Source organism: Candidatus Tiamatella incendiivivens, from assembly GCA_015522635.1.
Lineage (GTDB): Archaea > Thermoproteota > Thermoprotei_A > Sulfolobales > Acidilobaceae > Tiamatella > Tiamatella incendiivivens.
Window position 1 is genome coordinate 254,869 of the sequence record WALW01000019.1, and the last position, 22,724, is coordinate 277,592.

Sequence of the window (22,724 nt, forward strand, 5' to 3'; positions counted from 1 at the left end):
ATTGCCCTGTATAATAGCATGCGATGATGGATTCGTTCACAAAGTAGGGAATGCAAAAAAAGGTTTCACTCTAGTAGGATGCATACTCTACAAGGACATGTTCCCTTTAGACATAGACTTTTCTCATATAAGGATCGACGGGTTAGATTCTTCTTCTATAATATCAGGCCTTGCAATCAAGCTAATAGAAGGTAAAAAAGGTTGTTCGCTTGTAAAACCAACTATTCTATTGGATACTATAATTTTTGCAGGATTTAATATTGCCTCTGTAAACCTGATTAAACAGCAAACGGGAATGGATGTTATAGCGTTCTATCCGTATAAACCAAATGCTGATCTTCTAGTTGATACCGTATTTAAACACCTAGATTTTCCCCATTTAAGAGTACGGTTGATCAAGTCCCAGCTGGCTAAACTAACGAAAATAACTACTAACAAAGGAACTTCTTATGTAGTATCTACAGTCGAAGACAAATACTTTTTGAATAGCATAGTAGAATTCTACCAAGTATACACCAATCTCCTAGAACCGCTTAGGACAGCTCATATGACAACTTCGAGTCTATCTAGGCTATTCCGTTGAAACAGGTATAATAAACATATAAATGTACGTGTGAAAACAATTGAACCGATACCAAATATTCTGGATAGGTGGAAAACATGATCACAATAATAGGAGCTGGAAAGGTAGGATCCTCTGCAGCATTATTTATGGCTTTAGAGAAACTCGATGATTTAATGTTACTCGATGTTATTGATGGAGTTCCGCAAGGCCAAGCACTCGACTTGTCACATGCACTATCGATCTTAGGTATAAACGTGAGAATAGAAGGATCAACAGATTTCAGTGCGATGAAAGGGAGCAAACTAGTAATAGTTACAGCGGGATTCCCCAGGAAACCTGGTATGACGAGGGAAGAACTCGCGGCTAAAAACGCCGGTGTTATAGCAGATATTGCCGGGAAAATAAAGAAATATGCTCCAGACGCCATTGTAATGCTGACAACCAATCCACTAGACGCTATGGCATATCTAATGTATAAGAGGCTGGGTTGGGACAGATCCCGCGTTATTGGATTTAGTGGAGTATTGGATTCCGGCAGACTAGCATATTATGCTAGTAGAAAAATAGGTGCTTCACCTTCATCAATAGTACCTATAGTCCTAGGTATGCACGGTCAGGCAATGTTCCCTGTTCCTAGACTATCAACAGTTGGAGGAGCACCATTAACCACTCTGCTCGATGAACAATCTATAAACGAAATTGTGGATGAAACCGTAAAGGCAGGTGCTACTATCACCAACCTAAGAGGTTACAGTAGCAATTATGGTCCAGGAGCAGGACTTGCTGTTATGGCGGAGTCTATTCTAAAGAATCAGAAGAGGGTATTCCTTGCAAGCGTTTATCTAGATGGGGAATACGGAGTAAAGGATGTAACAGCAGGAGTCCCCGTTATACTAGGAAGGAATGGTGTTGAAAAGATAATCGAGCTACCCTTGACAGAAGAAGAGAAGAAAGGTTTCCTAGAGAGCGTAGAAGCTATAAGAGCAAACCTAGGTCAAGTGCCAAAGGAGTATCTAAGCTAAACTTATTCTTTTTTATTCTTCAAATCCCTCTTCCTCAACTATCTCGGCACCTAGGTACTTTCTAGCCAGTTCATCTATTTCTATATCTACAGCTTCCTTGAAGTGTTTTGACTTCAGTTCAACGATTAAATTGTAGGCACGTTCAACTTTACTTGTAGGTATATAAAGAACCGTTCCCTCAGAGTCCTCCAAGAACACAGCATATCTTTTCCTCCGAACATCAAAGATCACGTGAATACAAGGTGGATCGTCGCATTCTTTTACACTGTTCATCAGAGCATACACCCAACTAGAGTCATTTGTCGAATAATCCTGATATCTCGTCTCTGATATAGCCGTTATAGAATTTATCTTCTTTTTCCAGAAAGACGTCAAATCCGGAATATCTTAAAACCTTTCCTATAATAGAAAACTCGAAGCCCGTTTTCTCAGCAATATTCGACGCCTCGTCAACGTATTCAGGCTTTAACGTCCCAATTATAGCTCCACTACTAACTAGTTTCATCCAATTAATGTTTAATGCCTCAGAGATAATCATAGTCTCTTTTCTGACAATGATTTTACTATCTTCGATATTAAGTGAAACATTTGAAGCTCTAGCAAGTTCTATTAAACCACCAATCAGGCCTCCCTCTGTTGGATCATGCATAGACTCAACAAGTCTTTTTTCAGCTAGAGCAACAGCCGGCTCCACAATACTTATTTCATTAATGAATCCCCTAGCATTGACTATTATATGCTCAGGTACTCCTCGAGAAATTAATTTATCATAAAAATCATGACCTATTATTGCAGTTCCCTCTAGTGCAGCAGGCTTTACTTGGAAAACAAAGCTTCCTGGTTTAGCCCCCCCAGTCCTTATGAACGTGTTTGTATTAGTTACTCCTATAGCTGTAGTTATTAGTATGGGTTTGCTTATTCCAGGAGAAACCTCTGTATGCCCTCCCACTACTACACCTCCCAAACTACGGGCTGCCGAGGAGATTTCACTAGCCAAGTTAATAATATCCTTACCGATGGAACCCGGCGGCATTAAGATGGTTACAGTAAACCAGGATGGCCGGGCTCCAGTAACAGCAATATCGTTTGCAGCAACGTTAATCGATAGCCAACCTAACTTCGAGAAGGCTTCTGTTATGGGGTCTGTGTGAACCACTATGACATAATCAGTATCATCTATACGAATAACAGCTGCATCCTCACCTAAACTAGGACCGACGATAACTTCCTTTCTCTCACTAACAGAATTTAGATCAAGTATTTTTTGAAGAATAGAATAGGGTACCTTCCCTACACTAATGAACTCATCCTCCATTCCTCAACACTAATTACCTTAGGTCTATTAAACCCGAATAATTCAATTTATCCTTGAAGGAGGAGGCGGGTATAAATGAAATGCAGTTATGCGGATCCACATTTACACCCAAATCCTATAAAGGGACTAGGGGGGGAGAAAATAGCTTTTAAATCGAAAAAGGCGGGTATATGGTTTCTAGGTTTTCTGAGTCTTCCTCCATGGGACTATGGTTTAGAACCTAGCCTACATAATTATGAGAAAGTTATGGAAATGATAACCAAGGAATGTAGAAAAGCCTTAAATATAGGTATCCAAGTAAAATGCTTCTCTGGTTTTCATCCCGCTGAAATTGATAGGCTTATAGATCACTACAGGCTCAAACCGCTTGAAGTACTCGAAATGGGGGTGAAAATTCTTAGTATAATAAAAAACAAGTGTGTTAATGGAGAACTAGACGGTATTGGTGAAGTCGGCCATCAGCACTACAAGACTTTTCCAGATAGAGCATTAATATCCCACCAAATACTAGAGAAAGCTCTTGAGATTTCGGGTGACTATGAATGTCCTATTCAGATGCACTTAGAAAACAACGAGCATTCTACTGTTGCTATAATTCACGAAACAATTATGAAAACTGTGGGGAAGCCTAGTAGAAGGATAATATTCCATCACAGTAAACCCTCAATGGCAATCCAAGCATACGAAAAAGGATACATGTCTACAGTGCCGGGAGTAAAGAAGCCTCTTCTAGAGTATTTATTCAGCCGGATTCCTCCAGTATACATGCTGGAAAGCGACTTCGTTGATGATAATAGAGGGTTCAGTACTGTTTATCCATGGATTGCCGTTGAAATGCAGGAATCCTTATTACATGAGGGTAAGGTTGACGAGGAATACTTATGTAAGATAAACTTGGATATTCCCCGTGAAGTGTTTAGTATTTAGTGCTCTCTTTTATAGTAGACTACCTTCAAGGCTTCCTTATCACTAAGTTTATAGGCTTTCATATAGTAGTCAGAGGCTTGTCTTAGACTTTCGTTATCTCCACTAATCATTACCGCTACAAGATTCAGGTTAGCTTTACCTAAGGTTTTCTTTATATCAACAGTATTAATTCTATCCTCACCATCAGTTATCAAGACTATATCGCCAGGCTTGAGTCTTTTCTGCTTAGTCTCCACGACATCTTGCACAGCTGTCCTTATGGCTCTTGATATATCAGTACCACCCTGTGGTTTCACTCTCATCATATAATCTATGAGTTTAACAACTTCTCTCCCCTTAGCTCTAGGACTAATTTTATATAACGGATATGGGACGCTGTCAAAGAATCTTATCATAAACCATCTACTCTCGGATATGGCTCTCTTAAATAACGTTAGTGTCACAGTTTTAGCCCATATCATTTTCTTCCCAGTCATGCTCCCACTTTTATCGAGCAATACGTATACAGGGCCTTGCCTGGCTGGTAATCCCTTCTCATACAATAACATGTTCTGATTAGCGAAATTAGCTAAGAACATGATTTCAGGTAACGCTAGTTGTGAAGGATGAAGCCTCTCTAGATCTGTTCCGGATTCAAGACCTATTATTTCACCCTTAGTTGACCTATCAATTATCCTTGAAAATCTAACCTTTCCCATATCAAACCCTGAAAGATTATCTAGTAATTGCTTTACATCACTTTTCTCCGCCATTCTGACTAGTTCTGGTACAGCATCCTCTAACGTCATTATAGACGATAATCCCGAAGTGAAGCTCTTAACGAATGCTGCCAGTTCTTTAGTAGCTTTAACAGACTTCACTGTCTTATTTAACGAGGATTCAACTGCTTTTTTCAGCTTCTGATCTTCTATATTCTTCGGCTCACCTTCATCCTTAGAACTAGACATTGAGGATTGTTCTCCCTTTCTAGAGTAGCCTCCTTCACCGGGGAAGCCGGCTTGTTTCTGTAGTTCAAGGACTAGATTATGGAGGAAGATGGAGGCTGCTACAGTAGAGGCTACTGGATCTGCTATTGTATATACCTTAGCTTTTTGAAAGGATTCACTACCTAGCAAAGTGCTTAAGATAACATACCGGTAATAGAAATCTTTCTCATCAAAGCTTAGGTTGCTTCTGAAAATGGGGTAAGGTATGAAGAAAGCATAGTACACTTCTTCTGCTAGTTCTAGTGAAATCTTCACGCTAGGATAGCCTGTTTTTGATTCACTTATTTTCCTCGCGATTCTAACGATGCGTGATCCCCTGTATTTTTTCAGGGGATCACTTATATCTAGGCCTTCAAGAAGGCTTCTTTCCCTTTCTTTCTTGACTCCAATTACATTCATGACTACATTCCTAGTTTATTCGTTACTTCATCAAGCAAATCGTCAACCTTATTGATTAAAGAATCAACTTTATCGACAACCCTGGGATCATCGCTTGTTCTGGAGATCATTGCAACTCTCCTTCTCGCAGCTTTGAGGCTCCTGTATATCTCTACAAGCTTAGGATCGAAACTCTTGAGCTTCTCAACCTCTCTTCTTATGATCCCTACATTCCGCTCAATCTCTTCTAGTTCAGCCAATATTTTCTCAGGGGTTCTCAACTCTTCTAACAATATGTTCGTTATTTTATCAAAGTCCTCTGCATCCCTCGGAGCGATATATTTCAGAACAAAGAGGTCCTCTATCTTGGCTTTCAATCTTCCTTCAAATATTGCGTGTGCAGCAATGGCTTTCAATGCTTTGCCCTTACGTCTGTCTGTTAGGTGCATACCGTTGTCTTCTAGTATAGCGAATAGCCTAAGCAAGCTTTGTTTGATACCCCCTAAATTAATCTGAAAAACTAGTTTATACAGCTCTAGTAGATCACTAGAAGTCATGACCGGTTTTACATCTTCGAACTCTCCTTTTTCAATACCCCAAGATCTATCTAAGAGTTTCTCCCAAAGTTCTTCTGGCACCGGTTTCACTATATGACGGTATAGGAGCCTATCATATAATGCGTCCAACTCAGGTTCATCAGGTATTCTGTTACTGGCACTTACAAGAGACCAGAGCGGAACCTTTATTTCACTATAACCGTCATATAACACTCTCTCCTGTAGAATGCTTAGCAAACTGTTCAATACAGCACTATTAGCATTAAATATTTCATCGAGAAAAGCTATTTCCGCGTCTGGTAATTTATTTGCAGTAATCCTCTTGTAAAAGCCTTTTCTTAATGCGTTTATGTCAAGTGGGCCAAAGAGTTCTGAGGGTTCAGTGAACCGAGTAAGCAGATACTTGAAGAACTTGACGTTTAGAAGCCTAGCAGCTCTTCTAGCTAGTGCACTTTTCGCAGTACCTGGTTCCCCGATAATAATCACATGTTCGCCAGATAACAAAGCTAGAACTACTGTGAGAGCCTCTTCATCTCTCCCTACAAAAGGCTCCCTAAGTTTATCATAAAACAGCCGAGGCTTTCTCAGCAAATCATTATCTACTGTCGTCACACTCAACTTGTTTTATCCCTTCACCCTAAATATATCCCACGACTAAAAAGAGTTACTAGGAGAGATAATATTGGTGAGTGAAGAGGAATTATTTGGGCTTGCAAGAAAACTAATATCATACGCATATGCACCTTACTCTAACTTCAAAGTTGTCGCTTTTGCTGAAACAAGATTGGGGGAACTTTTCCAAGGCGTGAACATAGAAAATGCTAGTTATAGTTTAACCATATGTGCCGAAAGAACGGCAGTATTCAATGCCATATCAAATGGCCATAGAGACATAGAGAGAATTCACATATTCACTGAAACAGACGAACCTGTAAGTCCTTGTGGGGCATGTAGACAGGTCATAGCGGAGTTTAACCCGACAGCTACTATTATATCATACAGTCTCTCTACAGGCAGAAAGAAACAGTGGACTCTAAAAGAACTTCTTCCCGACCACTTTAATCTAAAAATCTAAACTAGTTACTAACCATAAGTTTCCATGAAGAATAGAAGTGTGATGGCGGGGCCCCGCATAAGTATGGTAGCGGGGGGTGGACTTTCCCGGAGCAACCTATTAGAGTAGCCGCTCCGTTTTGAACCACCGACCTCGGGGTTATGAGCCCCGCGGGCTTCCAGGCTACCCTACCCCGCTTTTTTCCCCGCCAGACTCATTAAATTGGAAAGGCCTGATTTTTATTTTTAACCTAGTAGAAGATGGCCTTTCAACATTTAATGCTATCTGCTTCTAAATTATATCTTTTAAAGAATTTACATAAACTGGATTTCGGAATCACCGCATCCATTCCTCCTGGGACTGAAACCCTAACAGTGTTGCCCTTATCAATGACTTTTGCCTTAGCTTTGTTATACCCCATAATCATCCCTCAATCATACTATCTGATATAGCTGGATATCAAAAAAACTACTGTGCTGAAAAATTTAGAAAAAGATTTGAAATAGATTAGAGGTTTATTGTCTTCTTTGGCAAGGAGATGCTTGATAGTATAATTACAGCGAGTTGAATAGTAGATACTCGGATCACTAGTTATATAAAGAATACTATGCTATACTCTCTAGTCCTGTATGTGTAACCGCGGCAGGGTTTTTGATCTTGGAGTAATCTATATGTTCCAAGTATTTGGGGAGAATAAACCTAGTTCCAGTTAGTTCTACTACATCCCCCCTAACTTTTAGCCTATATATGGTCTTCCGGAGCCTGTCTTCACCAGCAATTCCACTAAACATTCTCTTAAGCTCTCTCCATGAAACTGGCCTCTTTGCTTTGTCCAACATCTCAATTACCAACCTCTCTAATTCATCGTCTCTAGGTGCTTCCGTCACTATAACGTCCCTATCCTCATATACTATTTCATTATCCATCGTTTTACACCGTATAATATCTATTACAGAAACAATTATTTAAAGTTAACCGGGTGAAAACAGTTTTACATCATTCTATTCTTGAAGGCTAGGATTAAGATAAAAACACGCAACAGTAAATCCATAGAATTGGTGCGTATTAATGGTTAGTAAAGGAGAACTTCTATCTCCCCCAGGAAGTACGCGTTTATTCCTAGGAAACGAGGCAATAGCTCGAGGTGCTTTAGAGGCTGGTGTGGGTTTTGTAGCAGGATATCCAGGCACACCATCAACCGAGATAATTGAAACACTAGCGAAAGTAGCTAAGGATGTTGGAATACATGTTGAGTGGAGCACTAATGAGAAAGTAGCATTGGAAGCAGTTTTCGGTGCTCAACTCACTGGAGTAAGATCCATGGCTGTTATGAAGCACGTTGGGTTAAATGTTGCTGCTGACCCATTTATGACTCTTTCTTATACTGGTGTTGTAGGAGGGACTGTTATAGTCACAGCTGATGATCCGAACATGTGGAGCAGTCAGAACGAACAGGACAATAGGTTTTTCGGGTTAAAAAGCTATATTCCAGTCTTTGAACCTAGTGAACCTAAAGAAGCTAAGGAATTAGTTAAAACTCTCTTCGATTTCAGTGAAACCCAAGAACACCCCGTACTCTTCCGGACAACTACTAGAATATCCCATGTAAGAGGGCCGGTTAAAATCGGTGAACTATCTCAACCTAAGGTGAAAGGCTTCTTCAAAAAAGATCGACCCAGGTTCACAATGATACCTGCACATGCTAGGAATAGAAGAAAGATACTTATAGAGAAATGGCCTAGCATTGTCAAAGCTTTAGAAGGGTTTAAACCGTTCAATAGAATAGAGAATCCTGGGAGTAAAAAAACCATAATTGCATCAGGATTATCCTACTCTTATACGAGGGAAGCACTTGAATCCCTAGGCTTGTATGAAAAGACCACTTTAATTAAACTTTCAACTCCATTTCCTATACCATATGATATGTTAGAACCCTTAAAAGACTCTACGGATGTTTTAGTGATCGAAGAATTAGAGCCTGTAGTTGAAATGCAGGTCAAAAGTAAAGCATATGACATGGGGTTAAACGTACCAGTAAAAGGCAAGGATCTTGTTCCAATTATAGGAGAATTAAGCCTTGATAAAGTAGCTAGAGCGATAGCTAAATTCCATGGAATAGAAACTGTACCATTAAATATTTCCGGGGATAATCCTTTGACTGCACAAATAGAGTTACCTCCTAGGCCACCAGCAATGTGCCCTGGATGCCCGCATAGAGGCACTTACTATGCATTGCGAAAAGCTGTTAATAAAGCTAAAGTAAAACCAGTCTTTAGTGGAGATATAGGATGCTATAGCCTCGGAGTACTTCCCCCATTCCAAGAGCAAGATACAATAATAGAAATGGGGGGAAGCATTGGTTTAGGAAATGGTTTCGCTCACACACTCGACCAACAATTTCCTATTGCTATAATAGGTGACTCCACATTCTTCCACTCAGGAATAACAGGACTAGTAAATGCTGTATACAACCGAGCTCCACAGCTTATTATAGTACTTGATAACAGAGTAACTGGAATGACAGGTGAACAGCCTCATCCAGGTACAGGTCTCACAGCCACTTATGAAGAAACCAACCCCATCAGTATTAAGGAGATGGCTAAAGGCGTGGGGCTGAAGTATGTAGATGAGTTTGATCCTTTCAACATCGACGAATCGTTCAAAACAATATATAAAGCGATAGAATATGTAAAAACGAATAGGAAACCAGCATTTCTAGTTGCTAGGAGAGCTTGCGCTCTTGAAATAGATAGAAGAGCTGCGAGAAAGGGTGTTAGCAACCCAATATACCAGGTTATACTCGATAAATGTACTGGCTGCGGAGTATGTTACAATGCATTTACATGCCCTGCAATAATGGTTAGAGGCGATAAAAAAGCATACATTGATGAAACCCTATGCACAGGTTGCGGGGTTTGCGCAGAGGTATGTCCATTTGATGCTATAGTAAAGACCAAGGAAGGAGATCCTGAGTGGTATGATCTATGGAACATTTAGAGGTGGAGTGGAGTGGAGAAAGTTAACATATTAACTGCAGGAGTTGGGGGACAGGGTCTCATTACACTTTCAAACGTTCTTGCGAAAGCCGCAGTGGCTAGTGGAACTAAAGTACTGGTTGCTGAAACACACGGTCTTAGCCAGAGGGGAGGTAGCGTTGAAGTTCACGTTAGAATGGGAAACGTTTATGCGCCTCTAATACCTGTTGGAGGAGCTGACATACTCGTAGGTATGGAACTTATTGAAGCCGCTAGATTCCTTTACTATCTGAGAAAAGGCGGTGTAGCTGTCCTTAACGATAGGATTATTAAACCAGCTGTTCCTGGTGTAAAGGAACCTGCAAGAAACGATTTAATTGAATATGTTTCTAGCCATGCGGATAAAATTTACCTAGTTGACGCGCTAACAATAGCCAAAGAAGCAGGTAGCTCTCTTGCCCAGAACATGGTGTTGCTAGGATCTCTTCTATCAACAGGTCTCCTAGAAGATTTCTTGTCAAAGGAATCAGTTATCAGGGTTATCAGAACACTTAGAACTCCTAAAATCAATGAGAGAGCTTTCGAACTAGGTTTCAGTAAAACCAACAGACTCTGAAGATTCAGAGACCTTTAACATCCCAATAGTTAATCCATATTTCTTTAACTCCCCATATTCTGTTCTAAGATGCGATAGAACCGCGCTATAGACTATTCTCTTTACCTCATCTATTTCTCTATCTTCAGTAGGATTCCTGAGGTTACGTTTGAATATTTCCATTCGTTTCTCTACGACATTTAGTTCTTCCTCTATTATTTCATTGAAAACAGTCGAGAAAACGCCTTTACCTTGATGCCCTAAATACATATGCCCACCCAATGTTTAATTATGTGAAACTGTTTATCTGGGTGTATCCTGGTAAAACACAAGTAATACTTCCGGGCGGGGAAGATGTACAGAAACCAGAGAATAAAATGCGAAATTTGTGGTAAACCAGCAATTGCCACTTGCAGAATTTGCGGTCGCCCAGTGTGTGAAGATCACTTTGATAATGAGAAACAAGTTTGTACTATATGCTCTAAAACTCTCTGCGAGTTTTGCGGTAAACGGCTAGCGATAAATACTTGTTCCATCTGTGGAAGACTTGGTTGTGATCAATGTCTTATACAGATAGATCCGTCAAGATGGGTTTGCAAAGATTGCCTGCAACGAATATCTGCTACTAAAAATATAGAGGAACTCCTTTGCCGTCCATCAACCCATTTAGCTAGATCGATATGGGGATAGTAGTACACCTCATTCACCATCATTTCCTGGCTTTGCTTATGGTTATCATTTTAATACCATAGAACCTTCATTCTATGGTTCCGGTGTGTATGAAATGGCAATAGAAGTCAATGAAATATTGAAGGGAACCGGGGAGAAGTACGAGGATGTTCTTTCATCAATCTCAACCGAGGGACTGAAAAACACGATGACGAGAAGCGTATACTCACGAGTACTTGATATTTTATCTAAAACCGCTACTGTCTACGGGAAAACAACTTGTCTTTCAAAGTCTGCGGATAAATGTGTAAAAGAAGGAGAAGATGAATATTGCTCAACAAATTGCGGCAATATAGGATTTATAGCCAAGGAACACCTATTTGCTATATATAAATATAGCAGTAATAGTTTTGCATTATCTATAATCGATACCGGCGTCACAGTAAAAGAGAAAGAATCCTCGCTTGAAATCGGCAAAGATTTAGTTCTAAGAATTAATCTTCCCAGCAGAGAAAAATCCGAGTTAATAGAAATTGATATGACAAATCCAGATGAAGTATATGAGAACCTTACAATAATCAAATATATCCTCAGGAATGTGGAATCAATGTTTTTGAAGATCTTGGATACCTTAAGTTACTGCGCAAAAATACGCATGATCTCTTGCTGAAATGCCATAGATTCTTACTTAATTCATTTCACCGCTTCAAACCCGAGTTTCCCCTAATGGTAGAGGCCTTGAAAATTTATTAAACATTATATATAAAATAATTCTTTATGGAAAGAAACTTACAATAAAGGTGACGGGTATGACAATAGAAGAAAAAAACTTAAGTAAACTGTCCCCAGTAAATGTATTCAACCCTTATACCGGTAAAGAAGAGAGTCTTGTACCCAAGAAAGTGTGGAAAATTAGGGAGAACCTTAAGATGGGCCAATTTCAGTGTCCACACACAGGAAGATTCTTCAAAGCAAAAGTACCTATTGACTACCCTGAAGTCAACTAAAATGAAAGGGCTCAGCTGAAATCTCTCTGTCTTCACTAAACATCTGATTCCGGCGCAGTCGTCACAGCCCTATATTTATCATAATAGTTGTTTACAGGCAAGAAATAATTATGCAATTATTATTCAGTATGAGGCTTTGAAGACAGAAATACGTTTTCCTTAGCAATTATATCAGTAGTATAACCTAGAAGATCCTTGTTTTCTTCCAGCAAATCCGAGGGCACAATAGCACAGTCCATATATCCTTTTCTAAATAATATCAAGAGGCCCTGAAACCTTGGATGGTAAAGTACAGCACCATCGACCTGTTTGGCTAGAAACCCGTATCCCGACCGTATTCCAGTATATTCGCATCTACTGCTTCTCTCTATCCTTACTAAATGCCTTGAGTATAGGCGTCTATATAATCTACTGCCAGTGTTGTTTCCAGTATCCATTACAAGATTAGTTGCAATCAAATGTTCAAGGTTTCCTATAATCTTCTCATCTATCTGATCCCTTGGAACAGGGATAACCTTGTATGGTTCAGAAGCAATATAGCCTTCTATGATACTAGAGTATTTACTTAAGTCACCTATATCCGTGAGAGAGTATATTGTTCCCACTGGATTCTTATGTAACACAGCACTTACTTTCTCCCCCTTAGTCAGAGGGGCATACGCGTCAGCCGATATTTCTATATACCCGTCAGCCCATGCATATGAGGCTATCATATAACTATCTCTCGCAACAGGCCACAAGTATGTGTTGTCTACTGAAATAGGAATATAGGTTCTCCTACCTCTAGTTCCAAAAATGTTAACAGGTAACTCGTAAGTATTAATAATAAAACCCGGCTTTACCATTAACCCCATTTTATACAGGTACCTTTCCACTACCTCCTCGAAAACGTTTAAGGCGCTCCTAGGGTTGCCTGGAAGCCCGAAAAACGGTTTATCTCCTAGTAAACCTATAATAGTAGGTTTACCTGGCTTTATTTTGAGGCCATGTACCAAAATTTTCCCTACTCTCTCAACTGCCTTATAGAGAACGTCTTCAGGTCCAGCCGACGTTCCTCCAGTAAATATTACTATATCAGACTTCTTCATAGCATCAGATAGGTGAGCCTCTAGTTCATTTAGATTATCGGGAATTATACCGTAATCAATTACATTCATTCCAAGTTGCCTGATACGGCTTACTAGATACGATCTATTAGAATTGTATATTTTCCCTTCTTCCAAAGGTTTTCCAGGTTCAATTAGTTCATCGCCTGTACTACCTATCGATACATACAATGGACGCGACGTCTTCACGACGTCCAGACCGACTGAAGCTATAGATGATACAAGCTCTGGTGTTACAAGTGTTCCTTTAGAAGCGATCATGTCTCCTTTACCTATATCTGTGGAGGGCAGTGCAATGTTCATTCCAATACCGCTACTTTTAGATAATATCGCAGTGTCTCCTCTAAGCTCCACGTATTCTATTGGTACCACAGAATCGGCTCCTACCGGTATCCAAGCACCAGTATCTACTTCTATACATGAACCCTCTGTGACTTTGTCTTTTGGGTTATCCCCGACATGAACTAGGCCTTTATATTTCAGTTCTATAGGTGTAGATTCACCGGCGTGTGCAGTGTCAGATGATTTGACCGCGCAGCCGTCGACAAGTGATCTCGGGTAGTACGGAAGATCCGCTGGGGAATACACGTTTTCAGCTAACAATCTACCTACAGCTTCTTCTATTTTCATCTCTATACTCTCACTTAATACCTCATTGAGAAACGTTTTCTTTGTCATTTTCAGCAAAACGTTCATTACTTCAGATGGTTCGATTAATTTTTTGAATATCTTACGTCCCTTCACTATGCTTCACCCTTGTTTTCCATACAACTTAAAGAATCTGTGTCGTATATTATCACATCGACTATATCTCCTTCGTTGTATCCTGTTATGTCAGGAGGAACGATCACTATTCCCGGCCCGTCTCTTAGTGTGGAAAGGATTCCGCTACCAGTAAGTCTTAGGGGTTCAACATGTAATCTTCCATCGGAACCGCATGATAATTTAGAACGGACATAATTCAACATCCCGGGATGAGTCACTAATTTCTTCCTCAACACTCCTTTAATGATAGGGAGTATTCTATTTGTTCTACCAATAGCCTTCGACAGTGCAGGTTCTACTATAGCTATTAGTTCCGTAAGCGACGCAACCGGCATCCCGCTTAGAGAAAGTATTAATTTGCCTGTTCCAGTTTTCGTGACACCAAGAGGTCTTCCCGGAGTTAGAGCAAATCCGTGAAGATGCGTTAACGGATTCATTTCCTCTATGACCCTTATAGTAGTATCCTTCTTACCAACACTAGTACCCCCTATAGTTATGATCACATCAGACTTACCCGTTGCTTTTTCTAAAACACTCTTGATGGTATCCTTGTCATCTGGAACTATACCATAATCTAATAGATCAATAAAGCCTAGTCTTCGTAGAAATCCTTTTACCAGTCTTCTCGTGGAATCATATATTTTTCCAGGACTATAGCCCTGTCCAGGCTCTATTACCTCACTCCCTGTAGAAACAACAGATATCCTTGGAAGCTTCCAGATTTCAATCTTGGGAATGCCTAATGCTGAAATCATGGCGATATGGTATTCTAGTATAACATCGCCTGTTCTGACAAGAATTTCACCCGTTTTCAAGTCCTCACCTTTTAGGCTAACACCGTATCCAGAGTTGAATTCTTTAATAACTCCAATATTATTTTGACCAGCACCCATCAAATATTCTGCAGGGATAACGACATCAGCATTCGATGGTAAAACAGCACCTGTAGCTACTTCCACACATTCTCCCCTATTCAAGATAAATCTTTCGGCCTCTCCTGCATAAACTGACCCGATCTTTCTAAGAATTACTGGTGCCTCTGGTGAGGTACCCCCTAAATCAATGGATAATGCTGCGCATCCATCTACTACAGCTCTATTTGTAGGAGGAATATCTTTATGAGCTCGAATTTCCTCAGCTGAATAAGAGCCTATTACATTACTATCAATATGCCTAGATTCTATAGTTAATTTATCCTTCAAATACCTATATACCAACTCTATAGCTTTGTCTACATTATTGAGCCTCCTCATAAACCTATACGACGACAACAACTCCACCGAAATGTAAACCAGGTGATAATAAAAAAAGAAAACAGTTTTGTATGACTAGGTTGTCTTAAAACAATAAAAACTGGTCTGAGAATAATTATGGTGTATGCTTAGTAGCTCCTACTACCGTATCCTCTTCTATAGCCTCTTGACTGGCTGTATCTCCTTGAACTACCATATCTTCTTCTCTGTGACTCTCCCTTGGGCACTTCTTCAGGTATATCTTCAGTTTGAGGTACTTCTTCATCGCTTATCTCGTTAACTTCTCCTCGGAAACCAACATTTAATTGAACTTCTCCTCGGAAACTGGTGGTCCACCCACCTTTGATTTCGACGGCTTGACCTTCTTTGATAGTATCTGCATGCTCCCCCCACAGGGTTAGCTTGACTCTTCCAGTATCGTCTCCTACGATTGCTTCACTTATTGTTCTTTCTCCTTTTCGGGTCTGAACTGTTTTAGGTTCGAATGTTTCGATAACGCGTGCTTTTACAGACACGTTATCCATATCAGGTTTGAGTTCGGATATTTTCTTATTCTCTCCTTCCAAGACTCATCTTCCACGCTTTTAGGTTTGTGCGGATTATCTTGTCTCATACAGAGTATATAAACATGTCCCTCAGGATGTTTCATAAGTATCAATTCTATAAAAGACTACTCATAATACGGAATTTCCACATAATCTTTTCCGAGGATAAGCAGCCCTTCTTTGGCCATTTCATACATTATATGACGTGCATGGCTTTTACTCACATTATAAAAGGACGAAACGATTCGTAAGATAGCGTCCTGGTCGATATATCCATACTCGTCTATTGTCTTACGGATCAAGTTAAGAAGTGTTCTCTTCTCGTCTTCTAGGGCTGGTTGCCCAATCGAGCATTTAGATAGTTTAACCAAGAATTTTACGTTATTCACCTCCATAACATATTGGCTAGGCTTCACTGTCTGAGTGAAAAGCACTATATCAATTCCGCTATATCCTTGAAAACCTCTAGTCCATTCCACGATAATCAGTCGAGGATTCCCAGGTATTTTTCCCTTAGACAATTGTTTTAGAATAATAATATCAGCCTCGCAGGGATCGCTAGCTTCTTCATAGTCACATCCACATTCTCTTAAGAACAAGTTTATACCCAGATATTTGTCATAAAACATCAACTTCCTATCATATCTCGATTTAATGTTTCTGCAAACAATGCTTGATAGGACTAAAGCTACCCGTTTACTGGGTTTCTTTAATATGACAGTTCTATCAACTACTCCCAAGCCATCCATCCATTTATTCAGTGAGTTGATCGTCATGCCGTCCACCTAACCAATAGAGAACTAATCCTATCATTATCACATGAAATACGCATCCAATGATATTATGAAGAGCAAACGGGTCTAGCCCGTTAGATGGTGTATATTTGAATAGGATCTTTGAAATCTCATTGGTATATGGAATAATATATACAGATGAAATCCCTGCTAGACTTGCTAGTGCAGAGTAAAATCCTAATCCTTTTTTACAGTATACATCGTATAATGCCAGCATTATCATGAGTGGTGCTATTCTTTCCGGGCTAAACATGTTTGTCATTGAGTAAACTAGGATGGAAACAGTGGAAAATGCTAAGACAAAATGGTCTGTAGCTATAGGCTTGCCTTTAACTTCTACTCGTATAATCGGTTTCCTATCATGTAAAAGTATCAATGATATAATTATTGATGAAAGAAGCATAACTGCCTGCTCACTAGGGCTTAATCCTCCTATCAGGTTGAATATATTCAGACTACTTCTATAGTTAAATAAATACAGGAAACTACTAAGTGTAAGGGAGCTGCCACAATATCCTATTGCTAGGAGAATGCCTGTTAAAACCCCTAGCCCCAGTAACAAAAATTCTAGTGGGGTAGCTAAGAAAACCCCTGCTATAACTAGACCTATGAGAACCGGTAAGGAGTATGCTGACAAACCCATCATGTACATGCCTAGCAATCGGTTTCTGTACAGGTAGAGAACAGCTATTAGTATAAGCGGTGATACAAGGCTGTTAGCATTGAATGAGGATAGAATTATTCCAGTTGATAGCAGTAGTAAGCTAGGCGATAGTCTTCTCAGATTACTATGTTTCGGTTTATAGAACTGCAGTATCACCGGGAATAATATTGTGGCGAATATAATATTGTATAACCCAGTTTTCGTAGGGTCTGATGGGTAACCTTTGTTTATAATGCAACCTATTCCAATGTAGTCGTTTAAGAAGGCTGGTTTCTGTAAGAAGAATATGCCGCCGAGGAAGGCTATAGTTGAGATGAAGAATGCTGGCACTGCATAATCCTTAGTAAACCATGGGAGTATTGAGAATTCCTCTGGAAGTTCATCAAACTTAGCATTCAAGATAACATTTCTATATGGTTGTAAATACTTTCTATATGATTTGCCGAGCTTCCCCTCCATTAACAGATATAATGCTATAAACACCTCCGAGAAAGCCATGGCAGCGAATGGTGACAACTGTATGGTATAGAAACTATATAGTGTGTGGTTTCCAGCCACGAATGTTAGAACATAGCCTAACCATATGGATAATAATGCACCTATACCATAGAGAGTTTTACCTGGCATAAACATTGGTAGTAGAATGAAAGATGAGAGTAACGCGATTATATAAACTACACTATTTACCGTCGCTAGGTACCTGAAGGGTTCGAATGACATGATGAAGTAGTTAGAGTTCAACAACCAGCCCCAGGGAGAGGAAGCCGGAGGCCCGGGTCCTCTTGATGTTGTATGCCATTCTATAGCCCCTATAACGCTTTGACTAATCCATGTCGATACACCGAAATGTATAATTAAAGGGGCATTCAGAACTAGAAGCACTGCAACTGGAAGCACTAGTACATAGTAAAGCGTTTTCCCCGGTTTCTCCCCTTTCATCCTAAACAGCACATAGAGAAATGGTGCAAGAAAATAGCCACTGTATTTAATACTGAGAGTTAATCCTAGGGATATTCCCGCCAAACTCCTCTTTTCATATACTGCTAGTATAAATGTTAAAACTGAGAAGAAGGCGAGATAAGGGTCAAGCATAGCTAAACTTCCCATAGTATGAATTACGGGATCAAACAACAGAGTAATTGAAGCTAGAATCCCGGCTAAAACACCGATTGCGCCTCTAAAATACCGTATAACTGCAACATATACCAGTAGCGGAAGAGTAGATGTTAACACTATACTTGGAATTCGCCATGAAACAGGTTTATCTCCCAGCAATAGCATTGCAAGCCCTATAAAGTACTTAGCAAGCGGAGGGTGTTCGAGGTTATAGTAGGCCGGCTTAATAGAGTTACTACTCGGCCACCATTCTCTATTATGAACGTGGAAAATGTTGATTAGGAGTTTTCTCGCAACATTTACATAGTATACTTCATCACTAACATAGCATGATGCCCCCGAACAGTTCTCCGCTAGAAGCTCAGCATTATAGTAAAGTATAACTAGGAGTATAAGGCTGATTGAGAGGGATACTATTAACCCTCCTATTACCAGTTTACTGAACCGCAAAGTTGAACGTTCTTTCACTCGGAGAACACCTATAGCCGTCAGAGTAGCTCAGCCCAATCACTATTCAGCCGGCGCCATATACTCATCATGCGGCGCGTTATAATGGATTTCCCCCTCATAAACATATATAATCTTCCCCGGGCGCTCTACTTAATGGAACCAACGTAGGGATATGATCCATGGTAAAGGATAGATATAAGAAAGGAAGCAACATCTCCACCCGTGATATCAGGCGTTTAAGCATATACCCTAACATGCCACGGCCAAGAGACAACACAACGAAAAACCGTCCTAGATCTGGCCAAACGATTAAGATAGAAATAGCAGATGTAGATGATAAAGAACGGGGTATAGGCAAGTACAGAGGGTACAATGTAATCATACTAGGCAACGCTACTGTAGGAGAAGTTATTGAAGCACGTATAAAAACCGTCAGAGGAGATACGATAATAGCGGAAGCCGTATCCTATGGAGACCGAGATCTAGAACCTTTCTAATTTATTGACTCGTTGCAACCATTAAAAACTGTTCCCAAGTTTTATATCAATAGATTCAAACTATTGTCTTAGGTGATTAGAATGGCGAGAAAAGATTTCCTCAGAAATATAGCTAACCACGTTCTTGCAGAGAACTCTGATAAACTACCGCCAAGCTTTGTAGAGGATCTTAGAGAGACATTGGGGAGAATGGAAATCAAATACGGGTTTTCAAGCATAGACGGTGACCTCAATAAGCTAGCGGATTTTATATTGAGCAATGATTTCGATGACTTAATAATACTTGCCCGGAACCAAAAAGCAGTATGGATCATGAAAGAAATCCTTGAAATGGCTAAAGAAGAGTACAAGGATGTTCCCGAGGTCGCTTCTGCGATAGAGGCAAGATTATCAAACCTTGAGAAAGGATTCGAGGAGAACAAGGCTGATTTAGATAGCTTGATCAAGCTTTTGAAGAATAATGGATATAGAATAGAGAAAAACGATGGAGGCATAGAATTGAAGCTTCATAACGCTAGTGTCTCAATAAAAATTGAGAAAAATATGTTCGTATATGAAATAGTAGTTAAAGGAAGAACATCCGATCCCGATGTTATACTCAAGAAACTGAATGGAATTAGAACAATCTGAAGAGGTAGGGTAGTAATCTCAAACCTCTCGACGGCTCCTTTAGTGCTGAAAGAACTATACCGGGAAGCGTAAGCTTCGCCTTGAAATAATCCCTCCAGAATCCTTTAGGCACGTTAGAAAGAATCCTCCCCCTCTCGTTAATATTTGCCTTCTCTACAGTCTCAAAAAGCCTAGCAGACAATTCTGTTTCCTTCACTAAACCTGCTGCTTTTTCCTCGTAAGCCTCCTTTATACCATTAAAATCACCTAAATTCTCTAGAATAGCCATAGCCAAGTAATCAGCGCTTAGAAGCCCTGGTCTGATACCTTCACCAGTAATAGACACTAGAAAACCAGCTGCTTCACCTACATTTAAGGACTTACTGTAATCATCCCATAATTTGATTTTGGGTTTTATCCTAACAAGAGATGCGGCTTTAGAGTGAATTTCTTTGATACCGGTCTTTTTATTTATATATTTGTCAACTGTCTTTAACAGCAAATACTGTTTAGGTAGCTCATAGAACCCTCCTCCAGCATTAACAGTATTTTCCCAGGGATTACTGGGAAATATCCAGTAGAAACCTAGCTTCCTCGTATCAAACTCAACTAGAATCCCGTCTTCAGGCCATTGTTTCTGGGGACGATAAATAATCCTATATACTGTGACAGCTCCCTCCGATCCTCTGGAAAAGGGTCCTCTAGCATCTACAGTTAACGTTTTCTCCCCGTTAAGTGTCCGCTTGAATGGAGTATACGACAATTCTACTCCATGATCCTCCGCTTCTCTCCTCAACGACAAAACCAGTCTTGTTTTATCTATAATATACCATAAAGGATTGCTGAACTCTTCTTCATAGATTGTTCGCTCATCTACAACAACTTTGAACCTTCTAATTAATGCTCTATAACCAGTATATTTGCTCACTATATACTTTGTATATTCATTTATTGGAACTGCTTCTCCGCATGGTTTCCTATAGCTAATATCCGGGTCGAATGCCTTAACCTTAAGGCCTGCTTTACTCAATAAACCTGCCAGGCGAGCACCAGCTATTCCTAGTCCTGCTATAACAGTATCCACAGTCATAATCATCACTTCAACTCAGATCTCATACCAAGATGTCATTGTTGATAGAGGCAGAGACTATTAACTACATCGTATAAAATCAATCCCGGTGTTTCTATTGGATGTGGTGATAGAGCTTACTAAATCTAGGACTAGTAAACATGCAGCTAGGAAAATGGCTTTCATAGTAAACGAGAAGGGAGAGATCATAGAGCTAACCTCGGGAGATGCTTGTAAAGAATGCAAAACTTACACTAAAGGTGAAGCTAAGAAGATCATAGTTGAAGAACTCTCGCGAGATGAGTATTTGGTTGTCGTCAAACTAGTGAGAAACCTGCGAGGCCATGTGTTTGGGGAGATCATTGTCTACGACTGGAAACAAGATCTCCTATTCCGAGCAGTATATAGGAAACTTAAACTGCATAAAACTTTTGGTGAATCAAGGTTTGCATGGATCCCTCGTATTATTGCAGACAAAATAAAACTATACGTTAAAAGGTATAATCTAGAATAGAATAGTTAGGTGGTTGATATGGTTAGAAAACTTGCTTATATAGTCTTGGATGGTGCACCTGATGGAATAAACGCTCCTAGAAGAGTTTTATCAGAGGCATATAAACCCAATATAGACCATCTTGTTTCCCGATCCTATTGTGGGATTGTATATACTGTAGAGAAGGGAGTGGCTCCGGAAAGCGATGCTGCAACAATGTCTCTGCTAGGCTACGATCCCCATAAATACTATACAGGTAGAGGTCCTTTAGAGGCGCTGGGAGCAGGTTTAACATTGGAGAATAAGTATGAGGTAGCCCTAAGAGCAAACTTTGCTACCATAAACCCTAGGACACTTGAAATAACAGATCGACGTGTGGGTAGAAATTTATCTAGCAAAGAAGCTCACGAGTTAGCTAAATCTGTAGATGGACTCAAGCTAGTAGATGGAGCAGGTTATGCTAGGTTTAAAGCAACCATAGGTCATAGAGGAGTCCTTATCGTAGGCCATAAAAAGAGTAAGCTAAGTGCGATGATTACCAATACAGACCCAGCTTATGGTAGAAAAGGACTGATTTCTATAGCATTAAAGAAATTTGAGGCTAAACTCAAATTAGCCGAGCCTATGGACGATTCTAGCGAAGCAGTTTTGGCTGCAAAACTAGTCAATGAATTCACTCTAAAGGCGATAGAACTACTGGACAATCATCCTGTTAACAAGGCACGTGTATCACGAGGACTACTTCCTGCTAATGCTATACTTTCCAGGGACGCTGGAGACCAGGTCCCGCCGATGCCTCCTATAGGCGAGTTAACCCGTTTAAAATGGGGGGCAATCGTGGAAATGCCTGTTGAAAGGGGTATTGCCAGGGCGGCTAGTATAGGGGTTATTCCAGTCGAAGTCGAGGGCAAAAATAAGAAAGATCTACTTAAAGAAGAAGCTGAGCTTCTTACTAGCAATTTAGAAGAATATGATGCTATCTACGTTCATTTAAAAGGTCCTGACGAACCTGGGCATGACGGAGATTTCTATGCTAAAAAGAAGGCAGTTGAAATGATCGATCAGTACTTCTTCGCAGAGGTGAAGGATTACCTGCTTGAAAGAAATGTGAGTGTGATTATAACGTCAGACCATTCTACTCCATGGTATCTTAAGGCACACAGTGATGATCCCGTCCCGCTAAGCATATTAGTTCCAGGCAAAACTGGAGATGGCCTTCGGAAACTCGACGAAATAGAATGCAGTAAAGGATCCATAGGAATATTGGAGGGCGGCTATAATATAATTCCAACAGCTTTAGAGTTGCTGTAACA

The 22,724-nt window shown here is 40.0% G+C and carries 25 protein-coding genes and 1 tRNA gene; 12 read left to right on the forward strand and 14 right to left on the reverse strand.

Annotated elements, in window-relative coordinates:
- The first annotated feature begins 1 nt into the window (after position 1).
- Together F7B60_04665 and F7B60_04670 are read left to right on the forward strand one after the other, a co-directional pair.
- Positions 2 to 583 (forward strand): DUF99 family protein, encoded by a 582-nt coding sequence (locus tag F7B60_04665; protein ID MCE4614802.1) that lies wholly within the window; start codon positions 2 to 4, stop codon positions 581 to 583.
- Positions 584 to 660: 77 nt separating this feature from the next.
- On the forward strand, positions 661 to 1,587 hold the full coding sequence (locus tag F7B60_04670) for a malate dehydrogenase (GenBank protein ID MCE4614803.1): 927 nt from the start codon (positions 661 to 663) through the stop codon (positions 1,585 to 1,587).
- A gap of 12 nt (positions 1,588 to 1,599) precedes the next feature.
- Here F7B60_04670 and F7B60_04675 read toward each other — a convergent pair whose 3' ends face one another.
- Positions 1,600 to 1,860, reverse strand: coding sequence for a hypothetical protein (locus tag F7B60_04675; GenBank protein MCE4614804.1), 261 nt, complete (start codon positions 1,858 to 1,860; stop codon positions 1,600 to 1,602).
- Between the two features lie 22 nt (positions 1,861 to 1,882).
- Positions 1,883 to 2,902, reverse strand: a complete 1,020-nt coding sequence (locus tag F7B60_04680) for an AIR synthase family protein (protein MCE4614805.1) — start codon at positions 2,900 to 2,902, stop codon at positions 1,883 to 1,885.
- A gap of 75 nt (positions 2,903 to 2,977) precedes the next feature.
- Between F7B60_04680 and F7B60_04685 the strand changes: the two genes are divergently transcribed.
- Positions 2,978 to 3,829 carry a TatD family hydrolase gene (locus F7B60_04685; protein ID MCE4614806.1) on the forward strand — a complete coding sequence of 284 codons (852 nt, stop codon included), beginning with the start codon at positions 2,978 to 2,980 and terminating at the stop codon, positions 3,827 to 3,829.
- Here F7B60_04685 and F7B60_04690 read toward each other — a convergent pair.
- Positions 3,826 to 5,214: a VWA domain-containing protein gene (locus F7B60_04690; GenBank protein ID MCE4614807.1), complete on the reverse strand. Its 1,389-nt coding sequence runs from the start codon at positions 5,212 to 5,214 to the stop codon at positions 3,826 to 3,828. The genes F7B60_04685 and F7B60_04690 overlap by 4 nt on opposite strands.
- Positions 5,215 to 5,216: 2 nt before the next feature.
- Entirely contained in the window at positions 5,217 to 6,368 is a 1,152-nt protein-coding gene (locus tag F7B60_04695) for a MoxR family ATPase (protein ID MCE4614808.1), read from the reverse strand.
- Positions 6,369 to 6,435: 67 nt separating this feature from the next.
- Here F7B60_04695 and cdd point away from each other — a divergent pair, with 67 nt between their 5' ends.
- Positions 6,436 to 6,825 carry a cytidine deaminase gene (gene cdd, locus F7B60_04700; protein MCE4614809.1) on the forward strand — a complete coding sequence of 130 codons (390 nt, stop codon included), beginning with the start codon at positions 6,436 to 6,438 and terminating at the stop codon, positions 6,823 to 6,825.
- Between the two features lie 64 nt (positions 6,826 to 6,889).
- Here the strand turns inward: cdd and F7B60_04705 are convergent.
- From F7B60_04705 to F7B60_04715, 3 genes are all read right to left on the reverse strand, one after another.
- Positions 6,890 to 7,002: transfer RNA gene (locus F7B60_04705), tRNA-Met, on the reverse strand.
- Positions 7,003 to 7,072: 70 nt separating this feature from the next.
- Positions 7,073 to 7,225 (reverse strand): hypothetical protein, encoded by a 153-nt coding sequence (locus tag F7B60_04710; protein ID MCE4614810.1) that lies wholly within the window; start codon positions 7,223 to 7,225, stop codon positions 7,073 to 7,075.
- 184 nt (positions 7,226 to 7,409) lie between these two features.
- The gene (locus F7B60_04715; GenBank protein MCE4614811.1) at positions 7,410 to 7,730 is read right to left on the reverse strand and encodes a hypothetical protein; all 321 of its coding nucleotides are present in this window, start codon (positions 7,728 to 7,730) and stop codon (positions 7,410 to 7,412) included.
- A 142-nt stretch (positions 7,731 to 7,872) separates the two neighbouring features.
- Here F7B60_04715 and iorA point away from each other — a divergent pair, with 142 nt between their 5' ends.
- Both iorA and F7B60_04725 read left to right on the forward strand, forming a co-directional pair.
- Positions 7,873 to 9,801 (forward strand): indolepyruvate ferredoxin oxidoreductase subunit alpha, encoded by a 1,929-nt coding sequence (iorA, locus tag F7B60_04720; GenBank protein MCE4614812.1) that lies wholly within the window; start codon positions 7,873 to 7,875, stop codon positions 9,799 to 9,801.
- A gap of 12 nt (positions 9,802 to 9,813) precedes the next feature.
- Complete coding sequence (locus F7B60_04725) at positions 9,814 to 10,395, forward strand: indolepyruvate oxidoreductase subunit beta (GenBank protein MCE4614813.1); 582 nt, start codon at positions 9,814 to 9,816, stop codon at positions 10,393 to 10,395.
- Here the strand turns inward: F7B60_04725 and F7B60_04730 are convergent.
- Positions 10,366 to 10,644 carry a hypothetical protein gene (locus F7B60_04730; protein ID MCE4614814.1) on the reverse strand — a complete coding sequence of 93 codons (279 nt, stop codon included), beginning with the start codon at positions 10,642 to 10,644 and terminating at the stop codon, positions 10,366 to 10,368. The genes F7B60_04725 and F7B60_04730 overlap by 30 nt on opposite strands.
- A 514-nt stretch (positions 10,645 to 11,158) precedes the next feature.
- On the opposite strand from F7B60_04730, the gene F7B60_04735 reads away from it, so the two are divergent.
- A complete protein-coding gene (locus F7B60_04735) occupies positions 11,159 to 11,713 on the forward strand; it encodes a hypothetical protein (protein ID MCE4614815.1) in 555 nt (184 codons plus the stop codon).
- A gap of 139 nt (positions 11,714 to 11,852) precedes the next feature.
- Positions 11,853 to 12,050 (forward strand): chromatin protein Cren7, encoded by a 198-nt coding sequence (locus F7B60_04740; protein MCE4614816.1) that lies wholly within the window; start codon positions 11,853 to 11,855, stop codon positions 12,048 to 12,050.
- 119 nt (positions 12,051 to 12,169) lie between these two features.
- On the opposite strand, the gene F7B60_04745 is transcribed toward F7B60_04740, so the two are convergent.
- From F7B60_04745 to F7B60_04765, 5 genes are all read right to left on the reverse strand, one after another.
- Entirely contained in the window at positions 12,170 to 13,900 is a 1,731-nt protein-coding gene (locus F7B60_04745; GenBank protein MCE4614817.1) for a molybdopterin molybdotransferase MoeA, read from the reverse strand.
- A complete protein-coding gene (locus F7B60_04750) occupies positions 13,900 to 15,192 on the reverse strand; it encodes a molybdopterin molybdotransferase MoeA (GenBank protein ID MCE4614818.1) in 1,293 nt (430 codons plus the stop codon). The genes F7B60_04745 and F7B60_04750 overlap by 1 nt, the downstream gene beginning before the upstream one ends.
- 110 nt (positions 15,193 to 15,302) lie before the next feature.
- Positions 15,303 to 15,740 carry an OB-fold nucleic acid binding domain-containing protein gene (locus tag F7B60_04755; protein MCE4614819.1) on the reverse strand — a complete coding sequence of 146 codons (438 nt, stop codon included), beginning with the start codon at positions 15,738 to 15,740 and terminating at the stop codon, positions 15,303 to 15,305.
- Positions 15,741 to 15,844: 104 nt separating this feature from the next.
- Positions 15,845 to 16,495, reverse strand: a complete 651-nt coding sequence (locus F7B60_04760; protein ID MCE4614820.1) for a hypothetical protein — start codon at positions 16,493 to 16,495, stop codon at positions 15,845 to 15,847.
- A complete protein-coding gene (locus tag F7B60_04765; protein ID MCE4614821.1) occupies positions 16,473 to 18,761 on the reverse strand; it encodes a glycosyltransferase family 39 protein in 2,289 nt (762 codons plus the stop codon). Before F7B60_04765 ends, F7B60_04760 begins: the two co-directional genes overlap by 23 nt.
- Positions 18,762 to 18,922: 161 nt before the next feature.
- Here F7B60_04765 and F7B60_04770 point away from each other — a divergent pair, with 161 nt between their 5' ends.
- Complete coding sequence (locus tag F7B60_04770) at positions 18,923 to 19,240, forward strand: TRAM domain-containing protein (GenBank protein ID MCE4614822.1); 318 nt, start codon at positions 18,923 to 18,925, stop codon at positions 19,238 to 19,240.
- An 81-nt stretch (positions 19,241 to 19,321) separates the two neighbouring features.
- Positions 19,322 to 19,870, forward strand: coding sequence for a hypothetical protein (locus tag F7B60_04775; GenBank protein MCE4614823.1), 549 nt, complete (start codon positions 19,322 to 19,324; stop codon positions 19,868 to 19,870).
- Here the strand turns inward: F7B60_04775 and F7B60_04780 are convergent.
- Positions 19,857 to 20,939, reverse strand: a complete 1,083-nt coding sequence (locus tag F7B60_04780) for an NAD(P)/FAD-dependent oxidoreductase (GenBank protein ID MCE4614824.1) — start codon at positions 20,937 to 20,939, stop codon at positions 19,857 to 19,859. The two genes, F7B60_04775 and F7B60_04780, sit on opposite strands and share 14 nt — an antisense overlap.
- 97 nt (positions 20,940 to 21,036) lie before the next feature.
- On the opposite strand from F7B60_04780, the gene F7B60_04785 reads away from it, so the two are divergent.
- Positions 21,037 to 21,432 (forward strand): hypothetical protein, encoded by a 396-nt coding sequence (locus F7B60_04785; GenBank protein ID MCE4614825.1) that lies wholly within the window; start codon positions 21,037 to 21,039, stop codon positions 21,430 to 21,432.
- Between the two features lie 18 nt (positions 21,433 to 21,450).
- On the forward strand, positions 21,451 to 22,722 hold the full coding sequence (gene apgM, locus F7B60_04790) for a 2,3-bisphosphoglycerate-independent phosphoglycerate mutase (GenBank protein MCE4614826.1): 1,272 nt from the start codon (positions 21,451 to 21,453) through the stop codon (positions 22,720 to 22,722).
- The last annotated feature ends 2 nt before the right edge of the window (positions 22,723 to 22,724 follow it).